Below are 13,412 nucleotides of genomic sequence, written 5' to 3' on the forward strand. Positions count from 1 at the left end.
GATGGTACTGCAGGGGGGACCCTGTGGGAGAGTAGGACGCCGCCGAACAATCATTCCGAAAAGACCCCCTCCCGTCCGGGAGGGGGTCTTTTTGCGTTACCCTCTGCCGACACACGAACCAGAGCTTGTCGGAGAGGCGCGATCCGTTGCAGAACCTGACCCTTACCTGGCAGTCCGCCGGGGGCGCCGCGGTCGCTCTCTACGGCGGGGCGTACGCCGCCGCCAGGGTTCGGAAGTCGTCCTTGTCGGCGCTGCTGCGGGAGGCCGGCACGCTGCTGGCGCTGTTCGCGCTCTGGCAGTTGGTGGGGCACCTCTCAGTGATGAGCGCGGACCACGCGCTGGACCGGGCGGATTGGATCCACCGCACCGAGTCGGCGATCGGCCTGCCGGACGAGGCGTCCTGGCAGGCGGCCGTCACGCCGTACCCGGTGCTCGTGAAGCTCGCGAACTACTACTACGCGGCGATGCACTTCGCGGTGATGCTGGCCGTGCTGCTCTGGGTGTTCCTGCGGCACCGGGAACGGTACGCGTGGGTGCGGAACACGGTGGTGATCACCACGGCGGTCTGCCTGCTGGTGCAGTTCGTCCCGGTGGCGCCGCCCCGGATGCTGCCGCAGAACGGGTTCGTCGACGTGGCCGCCGAGTACGGGCAGTCGGTGTACGGGGGCGCGATGGGCGGGGTGGTGGTGGCCGACCAGCTGTCGGCGATGCCGTCGGTGCACGTCGCGTGGTGCGTGCTGGCGGCGGTCGCGGTGGTACGGGTGTCGCGGAGCCCGCTGCGGTGGGTGATGGTGCTGCACCCGGTGCTGACCGTCGCGGTGGTCGTGGTGACCGCGAACCACTTCTGGGCGGACGGGATCGTCGCCGTCGTGATCCTGCTGCTCGCGTACGCCGCCCAGGCCCTGGTGGCACGCCGCCGGGGCCGGCCCTCCGTCGACTCGGAGGTCCGACCCCGGCGCGCCGCGGCGGATCAGCCGCAGCGGGTCACTTGACCGGCAGGGCGATCCTGCCCCAGGAGCCGTTGCTGAGTGCGGAGGTGGCCCAGTACCAGGCGGTGAGCCCGGAGACGGCCGCGACCCAGCCGGCGAACTTGGCGAGGCCGCTGTAGCCGCCGAAGACGGCGATGGCGTTCAGCAGCAAGGAGAGCGTCAGCAGGCCGTAGACGGCGCGGCTGAACAGGCCGGAGCCCCAGCTGGCGGCGGTCAGGGTGAGGGCGAGCAGGGCCCAGAGCAGGAGGAACAGCCCGGTGGCGTTCTTGCCTGCTCCGCCGGCCAGCGACCAGGTCGCCCAGAAGGCGCCGAGGCTGGTGAAGGCTGTTCCGGTGAAACCTTCGCCGCCGCGGAGCTGCCAGAGGCCCGCGATGAAGAGGGTGACTCCGCCGACCAGATGGGCGAGGTGGGCCGCGTCCCCGACCCCGGTGCCGCTCAGGACGCCGGTGGAGAGCAGGCCGTAGGCGAGCAGTGTGAGGCCGAGTGCGAGGTAGCCGAGGTTACCTGCGTCGGCTCCGGTGGAGCGGGCGTTCGTTGCCCCGGTAGCTTCGTTGCTCACCGGAGGCTCCTTTCACTCTGGGCGCGCGCAGGGCGCAGTCAACGCAGTGGTGTGGTCCGATGAGGTGGATGCGCGCGACCGCGCCGAGGGCGCACGGCCGGAGCGTGCGCGGGCTGCGGTCAGCAGTGATGGGCCGGCGGGAGAGCCGCCGGTCGTGTCCCCGCCGGGGGATTCCCCGGTGAGATCGGTGTACCCGGCCGCACTCGCTTGTACCCTTGTGAATCCGACAATTTGTGACGACGTCAGCTGTGGAACGCTCAGGATCGACCAAAACGGGCGGAGTTGACCAAAACGCTCAGAGCCGGCCGGAACGCTCGGAGTTGACCAGGAGGCGGCGTCGGCTCACGAGGTGCGCTGGGTCGGCACCCGCAGGGTCAGGATGGCCATGTCGTCGGACGGTGGTTCCGGGGCGAAGCGCTCGACGGCGCGCTGCACCCGCATTGCGACCGCGCCGGCGGTCAGGCCGGTACAGCCGGTGAGCACCTCGGCGAGGCCGTCGTCGCCCAGCATCCGGAGGCCCTCACGGCGTTCGGTGACGCCGTCGGTGACGCACAGCAGCACCTCGCCGGGGGAGAGCACCAGGCGTTCGGCGGTGAGGTCGAGGTCGTCCATGACGCCGAGCAGCGGCTGCGGGGTGGCGGCCCGGTCGACCTGGCCGTCGGTGCGCAGCCGGAGCGGCAGCGGGTGGCCGGCGCAGACCAGGGACAGTTCGGTGCTGCCGTCCGGGCGGGGCGTCAGCTCGCCGTAGAGCAGGGTGAGGAAGCGGCTGCGCGAACCCTCGTCCAGGATGGCCGCGTTGAGGCGGCGGAGCACCTGCGGTGCGTCCAGGCCCTCGCGGGCGAGCAGGCGCAGCGAGTGCCGGGCGAGGCCGGTGACCGAGGCGGCCTCGGGGCCGGTGCCGCAGACGTCGCCGATGGCGAAGCCGTAGGTGCCCTCGCGGATGGTGAACAGGTCGTAGAAGTCGCCGCCGACCTCGTTGCCCTCGCCGGCGGCCTGGTAGTAGACGTCGACCTCGACGCCCGGGATCTCGGGCAGGTCCGGCGGCAGCAGGCTGCGTTGCAGGGCCTGGCTGGTGGCGGTGCGCTCGGAGTAGAGGCGCGAGTTGTCGAGTGCGAGGGCGGCCCGGCGGGAGAGGTCCTCGGCGAGTTCGAGGATCTCCTGGCGGAACCGGACGCCGGCCGGGACGCCGAGGGCGAGCAGGCCGATGACCCGGTTGCGGGCGGTCAGCGGCAGGACGACGGTCTCGCCGAGCAGGCCGGCGAGTTCGGGGCTGTCGGTGAGGCCGCCGGCGGCGGCGGTCTCGGCGGGCGCCGACCAGAAGCGGACGCCGTGGGTCGGGCCGGCGTCGGGGGCCGGGGTCTTGTCGAGCAGGTCGCGCAGTGGGTCGATCCGGTCCTCGTCCTCGTGCAGGACGAAGGCGAGCCCGGCCGTGGCGCCGTGGTCGCCCTTGGTGTAGACGGCGCACCAGGAGGCGAGGGTGGGGACGGCCATCTGGGCCATCAGGGCGAGGGTCTGCTCGTGTTCGAGGGTGCCGGCGAGCAGGTCGGAGGCCTCGACGAGGAAGGACAGCGAGCCCCGGCGGAGTCGTTCGAGCTCGGTCAGCCGGGTGCTCTCGACGGCGAGGGCGACCCGGTCGGCGGCGAACTGCAGGCGCAGCGCGTCCTCGTTGTCGTAGCGGCCGGGCGCGGCGGTGGCGATGCCGAGCGAGCCGATCAGCCGGCCCTCGACCTTGAGCGGGACGGTGACCAGGGAGCGCATGCCGCTGCCGGTGAGCAGGGGCAGGCCGGTCGGGCGGGCGGTGAGGTCCTCGTGGACGGAGGGCAGCCGGGCGGAGTCGTAGCGGCTGCCGGTGTCGACCGGGAAGCGGGTGTGCCGGCGGTGTCCGGAGGTGAGGCCGGTGGCGGCGCGGACCTCGAACTCGGTCTCGTCGTCGGTGGTCAGCAGCAGGTACGCGGCGTCGGCGTCGAGCAGGTCGCGGGCGCGTTCGACGGTGCGCTGGAGCAGGGTGTCGAGGTCGTCGGTGGCGACCGGGCCGGCCAGCAGGTCGAGCCGGGGGCCGGTCGGGTCGGGGCGCTCGCCGGGCAGGGCGCGGGCGGGGGAGCGGAGCACCGCGCGGTCGGGTTCGAGGACGAGCAGGCAGAGGGTGGAGGGCACGCCCTCGGTGTCGCGTACGCGGACCTGGACGCCGTACACCTCGGCCTCGTGGCCGTCCGCGCGCCGGACGCCGTAGCCGCCCTCCCAACGGGCCAGCCGCAGGGTGTCGGTGAGGCCGAGGCCGCGGCCGGCGGACTGCGGCCAGACGGCGAGGTCGGCCCAGGGGCGGCCGAGGACGGTGGCGGCGGGGTACTGGAAGAGCGCCTCGGCGTCCGGGTTCCAGGCGAGGACGCGGCCGTCCTCGTCGAGTTGGACGACGGCGACGTGCACCGGGCCGGGGCCGCTGGGCAGGTCGCTGCCGGGGGTCGCGGGGACGGCGTAGCGGGTGCCGGCCACGGGGGCGGGCAGGGCGAGCCGGAACCAGACGGTCTTGCGGCCGGCCGCGTACTCGACGCCCCAGCGTTCGGCGAGGGCGGAGCACATCAGCAGGCCGCGGCCGCCTTCGCCGTCGGGGTCGGCGTAGCGGTCGGAGGAGGTGACGGGGCCGTCGCCGAGGGAGGGCAGGCCGCGTTCGGGGTGGTGGTCGGTGACCTCGATCCGGACGGTGCCCTCCTCGCGCAGGCAGCACACCTCGGCGGCGGTGCCGGCGTGGACGACGGCGTTGGTGACCAGTTCGCTGACCAGGACGACGGCGTCGTCGACGACCTCGGGCAGACCCCAGCCGAGCAGCGCGTCCCGTACGAAGCCCCGGGCGGCGGCCGCGGACCGGCCGTCGGGGGCGAAGGTGGCGGCTGCGCGCGCGGTGACCACGTTGCCACTTCTCCTCTGCTGCTCTGGCCCTGACTGTCCGGGGCGTGGCGCCGACTGCCCGTGCGCGCCGCCGGGGCGGCGGCGCTGGGTCGGGTCATGGCCCGGTGCAGCGCTCCACCCTACTTTCCGCTTGGTTCCCCGTGGGGGCGGGGCGTCGAAACAGGCACCTGAGAGTGATTCTGCCCACCTGTTTCGGACGGTCGGCTACCAACCGAGCGCAACCGGCCGTATACCCGGCGCCGGTGCTGCCAGACTGGGGGGTCCGCGACGGCCGGTCGGAGCAGTACGGTCGATGCGGGTGCCGGTGTGCCGCGTGGGGCGCCGGTGCGCAGCCCGACCGGGCCGGTGCCCCGGTGCGTGCCGTACCGGCACGGACGGTCACCGGAAAGTTCACGATGTGGGAGGGGCCCGTTGAGTTCGGCCACCAAGGACGCAACCGGTACGACGCCGCCCGTTCCGCGCGGTGGGCGGTCCGGGACCGCGCCGCGGAACGCGGCCGGCCGGCGAGTGAGCCACAACCGGGGGGCGGAGCCGGCCGAGCTGCGGAAGCTGTTGGCCGCGCTGACCGCGATGCGGGACGGCAACTTCCGTCGCCGGCTGACGGTTCCGGGGGACGGGCCGCTGGCGGAGATCGCCGCGGTGTTCAACGAGGTCGCCGAGCGGAACCAGCACCTGACCGGTGAACTGGCCCGGGTGCGGCGGGCGGTGGGCCGCGAGGGCCGGCTGAACGAGCGGCTGGAGACCGACGCCGGCGAGGGCGCCTGGATGGCGGCCGTCGACAACTGCAACGCGCTGATCGACGATCTGGCCCGCCCGATGGCCGAGGTGGGCCGGGTGCTGACCTCGATCGCCGAGGGCGACCTGGACCAGAAGATGGAGCTGCGCTCGCTGCACAGCAACGGGGTGAGCCACCCGCTGCGCGGCGAGTACCTGAAGATCGGCCGGACCGTCAACGGGCTGGTGGACCAGCTCTCGGAGTTCACCGACGAGGTGACCCGGGTGGCCCGCGAGGTGGGCACCGAGGGCAAGCTGGGCGGCCAGGCGAAGGTCCGCAGCGTGTCGGGCAGTTGGAAGGACCTGGCGGACTCGGTCAACACCATGGCCGGCCGGCTGACCGCGCAGGTGCGCAACATCGCCCAGGTGACCACCGCGGTGGCCAAGGGCGACCTGTCCCGCAAGGTCACCGTCGAGGTGGCCGGCGAGATGCTGGAGCTGAAGAACACCGTCAACACGATGGTGGACCAGCTGAACGGGTTCGCCGCGCAGGTCACCGGGGTGGCCCGGGACGTGGGCACCGAGGGCCGGCTCGGCGGCCAGGCGCAGGTGCCGGGCGTGGCCGGGGTCTGGCGGGACCTGACCGACTCGGTGAACTTCATGGCCGACAACCTGACCGGCCAGGTCCGCAACATCGCCCAGGTGACCACGGCGGTGGCGCGCGGGGATCTCTCGCAGAAGATCGAGGTGGACGCGCGCGGCGAGATGCTGGAGCTGAAGAACACCATCAACACGATGGTCGACCAGCTCTCCGGCTTCGCCGAACAGGTGACCAGGGTGGCCCGCCAGGTGGGCACCGAGGGTCGGCTCGGCGGTCAGGCGCAGGTGCCCGGGGCGGCCGGGGTGTGGCGCGATCTGACCGACAACGTCAACTTCATGGCGAACAACCTCACCGATCAGGTGCGCAACATCGCGCAGGTGACGACCGCGGTCGCCAAGGGCGACCTGTCGCAGAAGATCCAGGTGGACGCGCGCGGGGAGATCCTGGAGCTGAAGAACACCATCAACACGATGGTGGACCAGCTGGGCGCCTTCGCCGACGAGGTCACCAGGGTGGCCAGGGACGTCGGCACCGAGGGCATCCTCGGCGGCCAGGCGAGCGTGCCCGGGGTGTCCGGGACGTGGAAGGACCTGACCAACAGCGTCAACCTGATGGCCAACAACCTGACCAGCCAGGTCCGCAACATCGCCGAGGTGACCACGGCGGTGGCGCGCGGAGACGTGTCGAAGAAGATCACCGTCGACGCCCGGGGCGAGATCCTGGAGCTGGTGACGACCGTCAACACCATGGTCGACCAGCTGTCGGCGTTCGCCGACGAGGTGACCCGGGTCGCGCGCGAGGTGGGCACCGAGGGGATCCTGGGCGGTCAGGCGCGGGTGCGCGGGGTGTCGGGGATCTGGAAGGACCTGACCGACAACGTCAACTTCATGGCGTCCAACCTGACCGGGCAGGTCCGCAACATCGCCGAGGTCGCCACCGCGGTGGCCCGCGGCGACCTGTCCAAGAAGATCACCATCGAGGCGCAGGGCGAGGTCGCGGCCCTCGCCGGGACCCTGAACACCATGGTCGACCAGCTCTCCTCCTTCGCGGTGGAGGTGACCAGGGTGGCCCGCGAGGTCGGCACCGACGGCACCCTGGGCGGCCAGGCGAGCGTGCCGGGCGTGGCCGGCATCTGGAAGGACCTGACCGACAACGTCAACCTGATGGCCAACAACCTCACCGGCCAGGTCCGCAACATCGCGCTGGTGATCACGGCGGTGGCCCGCGGCGACCTCTCGCAGAAGATCGACGTCGACGCGCGCGGCGAGATCCTCCAGCTCAAGACCAGCATCAACACCATGGTCGACCAGTTGTCCGCGTTCGCCGACGAGGTCACCCGGGTCGCCCGCGAGGTGGGCACCGACGGGCGGCTCGGCGGCCAGGCCCGGGTGCCCGGCGTGGACGGCACCTGGCAGGACCTCACCGAGTCGGTGAACGAGCTGGCCAACAACCTGACCCGGCAGGTGCGCGCGATCGCCCAGGTCGCCACCGCCGTGACCAGGGGCGACCTGAGCCTGCGGATCGACGTGGACGCCGCAGGGGAGCTCGACGAGCTCAAGGACAACATCAACCAGATGATCGCCAACCTGCGCGAGACCACCCGCACCAACCAGGAGCAGGACTGGCTCAAGACCAACCTGGCCCGGATCTCCGGCCTGCTCCAGGGCCGCCGGGACCTGGAGGCCGTCGCCTCGCTGATCATGACCGAGCTGACCCCGGTGGTCTCCGCCCAGCACGGCGCCTTCTTCCTCGCCCAGCCGGCCGGCCGCACCGCCGAGCTGATCACCGAGGACGACGACGAGAACGACACCATCCTGCGGCTGATCGGCAGTTACGGCTACCAGCGGCGCGCGATGCCGACCACCTTCCGGCCCGGCGAGTCGCTGATCGGCCAGGCCGCGGTGGAGAAGCGGGCGATCATCCTCAAGGAGGCGCCGCCCGGATACCTCAAGATCGCCTCCGGCCTCGGCGAGGCCTCGCCGGCCCACATCGTGGTGCTGCCGGTGCTGTTCGAGGGCCGGCTGCTGGGCGTGATCGAGCTGGCCACCTTCAGCTCCTTCACCACCGTCGCGCTGGACTTCCTCAACCAGATCGCCGACCTGATCGGCGTCACCGTCAACACCATCAGCGTCAACACCAAGACCGAGGGCCTGCTGCTGGAGTCCCAGCGGCTCACCGCCGAACTCTCGATGCGATCCGCCGAGTTGGAGGCGCGCCAGGAGGAACTGGAGCGCACCAACGAGGAGTTGCAGGAGAAGGCCGAGCAACTCGCCCAGCAGAACCGCGACATCGAGATCAAGAACAGTGAGATCGAGGAGGCCCGGCAGGTCCTGGAGGAGCGCGCCGAGCAGCTCGCCCTGGCCTCCCGGTACAAGAGCGAGTTCCTCGCCAACATGTCGCACGAGCTGCGCACCCCGCTCAACTCGCTGCTGATCCTGGCCAAGCTGCTCTCCGACAACAACGAGGGCAACCTCTCGCCCAAGCAGGTCGAGTTCGCCGACACCATCCACGGCGCCGGCTCCGACCTGCTCCAGCTGATCAACGACATCCTCGACCTCTCCAAGGTCGAGGCCGGCAAGATGGACGTCCGCCCGGCCCGGATCGCCCTGGTCCAGCTGGTCGACTACGTCGAGGCCACCTTCCAGCCGGTCGCGCTGGACAAGAACCTGGACTTCGCCGTCCGGGTCTCGCCCGCCCTGCCGGTCACCCTGCACACCGACGAGCAGCGGCTCCAGCAGGTGCTGCGCAACCTGATCTCCAACGCCGTCAAGTTCACCGACGCCGGTGCGGTCGACTTCTCGATCTCCCCGGCCGGCGCGGAGGTCCCGCAGCACGTGCGCGAGCGGCTGCTGGAGTCCGGCTCGATCAAGGGCCCGGACGACGAGCTGATCGCCTTCGCGGTCTCCGACACCGGCATCGGCATCCCCGACAACAAGCTGCGGGAGATCTTCGAGGCGTTCAAGCAGGCCGACGGCACCACCAGCCGCAAGTACGGCGGTACCGGCCTCGGCCTGTCGATCAGCCGCGAGATCGCCCGGCTGCTGGGCGGCGAGATCCACGCCGAGAGCGAGCTGGGCAAGGGCTCCACGTTCACGCTCTACCTGCCGCTGCGCACCGAGGCCCCGGACGCCACGCAGATCGAGCGCCCGATGGTGTCGAGCGTCCCGACACTGCGCGCCTCCGTCGGCGTGACCCCGGTCGGGGTGCCCGTTCCGGTCGGCGAGAACCCGGCCGAGCACTGGGCCCAGGAGGTCCGCGAGCTGGCCGAGGAGCGCCGCCGCGGCGCGGTGGAGCGTCGGCGCAGCGCCGCCCTGGACACCACCGCCGGGGCCCGCCCGGTGGAGCCCGCGCCGCCCCGCCCCAGCCGCAGCGACGCGCGCTTCGGCGGCCAGCAGGTGCTGATCGTGGACGACGACGTCCGCAACGTGTTCGCCCTCACCAGCGTGCTGGAGCAGCACGGCCTGACCGTCCTGTACGCCGAGAACGGGCGTGAGGGCATCGAGATGCTGGAGCAGCACGAGAACGTGGCGCTGGTCCTGATGGACATCATGATGCCGGAGATGGACGGCTACGCGACCACCGAGGCGATCCGCCGGATGCCCCAGTTCGCGGGCCTGCCGATCATCGCGCTGACCGCCAAGGCGATGAAGGGCGACCGGGAGAAGTCGCTGCAGGCGGGCGCCACCGACCACATCACCAAGCCGGTGGAGACCGACCACCTGCTGGCGGTGATGCACGAGTGGCTGCGGTCGGACCGCGCGTGACCACTGGGGAGGGCGCGAACTCCGGGGCGGGCTCCGGAGTTCGCGCCGTCCGGTGGGCCGGTTTGCTGGCGGTCGGGCCCGGGAACCCGGTAGGGTCACCGATCGTTGCGAACAGTGACCGGATGGCGACACGCTGCTGAGCGTGCGCCGGAGCACTGGCCGCGCGCCGCTCCGGATCGGGTCACGACGGAGCGATGTGCCGGGCGAGGGGGTGCGGCTAGCATGACCGGGGTAGCGGTGGGCAGTACGCGAGTGCCATCACCGGGCGGCAGGCAGGCGACAGGAGGGCGAGCCCTGATGCAGAAGGCGAAGATCCTCCTGGTCGACGACCGGCCGGAGAACCTGTTGGCGTTGGAGGCGATCCTCTCCGCGCTGGACCAGACGCTGGTGCGCGCCGTCTCCGGCGAGGAGGCGCTCAAGGCGCTGCTCACCGACGACTTCGCGGTGATCCTGCTGGACGTCCAGATGCCCGGGATGGACGGCTTCGAGACGGCCGCCCACATCAAGCGCCGCGAGCGCACCCGGGACATCCCGATCATCTTCCTGACCGCGATCAACCACGGCCCGCACCACACCTTCCGCGGCTACGCGGCCGGGGCCGTGGACTACATCTCCAAGCCCTTCGACCCGTGGGTGCTGCGCGCCAAGGTCTCGGTCTTCGTCGACCTGTACGTGAAGAACTGCCAGCTGAAGGAGCAGGCCGCGCTGCTGCGGCTGCAACTGGAGGCGGGCGGCGGCGAGCCGCCCCTCGGCGGGGCGCTGCTGGGCGAGCTGTCCGCGCGGCTGGCGGCGGTCGAGGAGCAGGCGGAGGCGCTGGGCAAGCAGCTGGACGGCGTCGAGGACGCCGGGGTGGCCGCCACCGCGGCGCACCTGGAGCGCAAGCTGGCGGGGCTGCGCCGGGCCCTGGACGCGCTCCGTCCGGGAACCGCGTAGCCGGTCGGTGGAGTTCACCCCTCCGGGTGAATTTCCCGGGCGACCGGGTGAAGCCGGGTCAGCGTGACGGTGTGTCTGCGACACGTCCCGGAGCCCCGGCTCGGGCACATGTGCACTGGTGGTCCGCCCCGGTAGGCTGCTGACCCATGGCCACTCGTACGCCCGGAAGCGCGGCACGCAACCCGAGTCCGGGACCGTCCAAGAAGGCCGCGGCGAAGGCCCCGGGCAAGCCGCCCGCGAAGAAGGCGGCGGCCAAGAAGGCGGCCCCGGCGAAGAAGGCGGCGGCCAAACCGGCCCCGCCGTCCCCGCCGCCGCCCAAGCCGATACTCTTCCGGGCCGTCCGGGCCGTCTGGCTCGGCCTGGCGAACAGCATCGCCGCGATCTTCCGGGGCTTCGGCGACGGGGCCAAGAACCTCCACCCGGCCCACCGCAAGGACGGGCTGGGCCTGCTGCTGTTCGCGCTCGCGCTGGTGACCGCCGCCGGCACCTGGTTCAGCCCGCAGGGCTGGCTGGGGGAGGCGGCCACCGCCGTGGTGTCCGGGCTGTTCGGGCGGCTGGACGTGCTGGTGCCGTTCCTGCTGGCCGGGATCGCGGTCCGGCTCTGGCGCCACCCGGAGCTGCCGGAGGCCAACGGCCGGATCATGATCGGCCTGAGCGCGCTGCTGATCGGCGTCCTCGGCCTGGTGCACATCGGCTGCGGCGCGCCCATGATGGGCAGCGGCGCCTCGCGGATAAGGGCGGCCGGCGGGATCATCGGCTGGGCCGTGTCCACCCCGATGATGGCCGCCGCCGGGCCGGCGCTGGCCGTGCCGTTGCTCCTGCTGCTGTCCTTCTTCGGCCTGCTGGTGGTCACCGCCACCCCGGTCAACCGCATCCCCGAGCGGCTGCGGTCGGCCGGCGTGCGGCTCGGCGTGGTGGAGCCCGGGCCGGAGGACGAGCTGCACGAGGGGCGTACGCCGGAGCGGGAGCTGTCCACCGAGCCGCCGGAGGACGCGGACCCCGCCGCGCTGCCGTTCACCGTGGACGGCGCGGACCCGGGCGACGAGGTGGGCGCACGCCGTCGGCGCCGCCGTCGCAAGCAGACGGACGACGAGGACCAGCCCGACGCCGTCCGGGTGTCCCTGGACAAGGAGCCGCTGGACCCGTACGCCACCCGCGACCTCGCCGCCGGCGCCGCCGCCGACCTGGACGGGGCGCTGGTCTACGGCGTGCCCGCCTCCTCGGCGGTGGCGAACATGATGCACCAGGTGCAGGACCGCACCGCCCCGCCGGAGGAGGCCGCCGTCCCGGCCGCCCGCAGCGCCGGCCCGGGCGCGCCGGAGGAGCACGGCCCCGCACCGGTGCGGATGGAGCAGCTCCAGCTCTCCGGCGACATCACCTACGCGCTGCCCCCGCTCGACCTGCTGGAACGCGGCGGCCCGGCCAAGGCCCGCAGCGCCCTCAACGACGAGGTGGTGGCCCAGCTCACCAGCACCTTCGGCGAGTTCAAGGTGGACGCCAGGGTGACCGGCTTCACCCGGGGTCCGACGGTCACCCGCTACGAGGTCGAGCTCGGCCCGGCCGTCAAGGTGGAGCGGATCACCGCGCTCGCCAAGAACATCGCGTACGCGGTGGCCAGCCCGGACGTGCGGATCATCAGCCCGATCCCGGGCAAGTCCGCGGTCGGCATCGAGATCCCCAACCGGGACCGCGAGATGGTCAACCTCGGCGACCTGCTGCGCTCGCGCACGGCCGCCGAGGACACCCACCCGATGGTCGTCGGCATGGGCAAGGACGTCGAGGGCCACACCGTGATGGCCAACCTCGCCAAGATGCCGCACATCCTGGTGGCCGGTGCCACCGGCGCGGGCAAGTCGTCCTGCATCAACTGCCTGATCACCTCGATCCTCGCCCGGGCCACCCCGGACGAGGTGCGGATGGTGCTGGTCGACCCCAAGCGGGTCGAGCTGACCGCGTACGAGGGCATCCCGCACCTGATCACGCCGATCATCACCAACCCGAAGAAGGCCGCCGAGGCCCTCCAGTGGGTGGTGCGCGAGATGGACCTGCGCTACGACGACCTCGCGGCGTTCGGCTTCCGGCACGTGGACGACTTCAACGCGGCGGTCAAGGCCGGCAAGGTCACCCCGCCGCTCGGCAGCGAGCGCGAGCTGACCCCGTACCCGTACCTGCTGGTGATCGTCGACGAGCTGGCCGACCTGATGATGGTCGCGCCGCGCGACGTCGAGGACTCGGTGGTCCGGATCACCCAGCTGGCCCGCGCGGCCGGCATCCACCTGGTGCTGGCCACCCAGCGGCCCTCGGTGGACGTGGTCACCGGTCTGATCAAGGCCAACGTGCCGTCCCGGCTGGCCTTCGCGACCTCCGCGATGGCCGACTCCCGGGTCATCCTGGACCAGCCCGGCGCGGAGAAGCTGATCGGCAAGGGCGACGCGCTCTTCCTGCCGATGGGCGCCGGCAAGCCGATCCGCCTGCAGGGCGCGTTCGTCACCGAGGCGGAGATCGCCGCGGTGGTGCAGCACTGCAAGGACCAGCTGACCGCGGTCTACCGGGACGACGTGACGGTCGGCGGCGGCCCCAAGAAGGAGATCGACGAGGAGATCGGCGACGACCTGGACCTGCTGATCCAGGCGGCCGAGCTGGTGGTCTCCACCCAGTTCGGCTCGACCTCGATGCTCCAGCGCAAGCTCCGGGTCGGCTTCGCCAAGGCGGGACGGCTGATGGACCTGATGGAGTCGCGCGGGATCGTCGGGCCGAGCGAGGGCTCCAAGGCCCGCGACGTCCTGGTGAAGCCGGACGAGCTGGACGGGGTGCTGGTCCTCCTGCGCGGTTGACGGCCCGTGCCTCCGACGAGTGTTCACTCGTTCGGAGGAGGGTAGGCGCGTGGTGGGGAACCGAACGTCCGTGCACCGCGTCACAGGCCGGAAGGCGAACCCCGGGTTCCCCGT

Annotated in this window: 6 protein-coding genes; 4 read left to right on the top strand and 2 right to left on the bottom strand. The window is 72.1% G+C overall.

Features of this window, described 5'->3' with window-relative positions; genetic code table 11:
* Window positions 1–125 precede the first annotated feature (125 nt).
* Window positions 126–992, top strand: a complete 867-nt coding sequence (locus ACIPLC_RS22795; RefSeq protein ID WP_400474831.1) for a phosphatase PAP2 family protein — start codon at window positions 126–128, stop codon at window positions 990–992.
* Here the strand turns inward: ACIPLC_RS22795 and ACIPLC_RS22800 are convergent.
* Window positions 985–1,548 carry a GPR1/FUN34/YaaH family transporter gene (locus tag ACIPLC_RS22800; RefSeq protein ID WP_400474832.1) on the bottom strand — a complete coding sequence of 188 codons (564 nt, stop codon included), beginning with the start codon at window positions 1,546–1,548 and terminating at the stop codon, window positions 985–987. The genes ACIPLC_RS22795 and ACIPLC_RS22800 overlap by 8 nt on opposite strands.
* A gap of 342 nt (window positions 1,549–1,890) precedes the next feature.
* Window positions 1,891–4,452 carry a SpoIIE family protein phosphatase gene (locus tag ACIPLC_RS22805; RefSeq protein WP_400474833.1) on the bottom strand — a complete coding sequence of 854 codons (2,562 nt, stop codon included), beginning with the start codon at window positions 4,450–4,452 and terminating at the stop codon, window positions 1,891–1,893.
* Between the two features lie 570 nt (window positions 4,453–5,022).
* Between ACIPLC_RS22805 and ACIPLC_RS22810 the strand changes: the two genes are divergently transcribed.
* The 3 genes from ACIPLC_RS22810 (at window position 5,023) to ACIPLC_RS22820 (ending at window position 13,298) form a co-directional block, all read left to right on the top strand.
* Window positions 5,023–9,531 (top strand): HAMP domain-containing protein, encoded by a 4,509-nt coding sequence (locus ACIPLC_RS22810; RefSeq protein ID WP_400474916.1) that lies wholly within the window; start codon window positions 5,023–5,025, stop codon window positions 9,529–9,531.
* Window positions 9,532–9,825: 294 nt separating this feature from the next.
* On the top strand, window positions 9,826–10,464 hold the full coding sequence (locus tag ACIPLC_RS22815; protein ID WP_063351395.1) for a response regulator: 639 nt from the start codon (window positions 9,826–9,828) through the stop codon (window positions 10,462–10,464).
* Between the two features lie 146 nt (window positions 10,465–10,610).
* Window positions 10,611–13,298: a DNA translocase FtsK gene (locus ACIPLC_RS22820; protein ID WP_400474834.1), complete on the top strand. Its 2,688-nt coding sequence runs from the start codon at window positions 10,611–10,613 to the stop codon at window positions 13,296–13,298.
* Window positions 13,299–13,412 lie beyond the last annotated feature (114 nt).

The sequence above is a fragment of the Kitasatospora sp. NPDC086801 genome (genome assembly GCF_044745805.1).
Lineage (GTDB): Bacteria > Actinomycetota > Actinomycetes > Streptomycetales > Streptomycetaceae > Kitasatospora.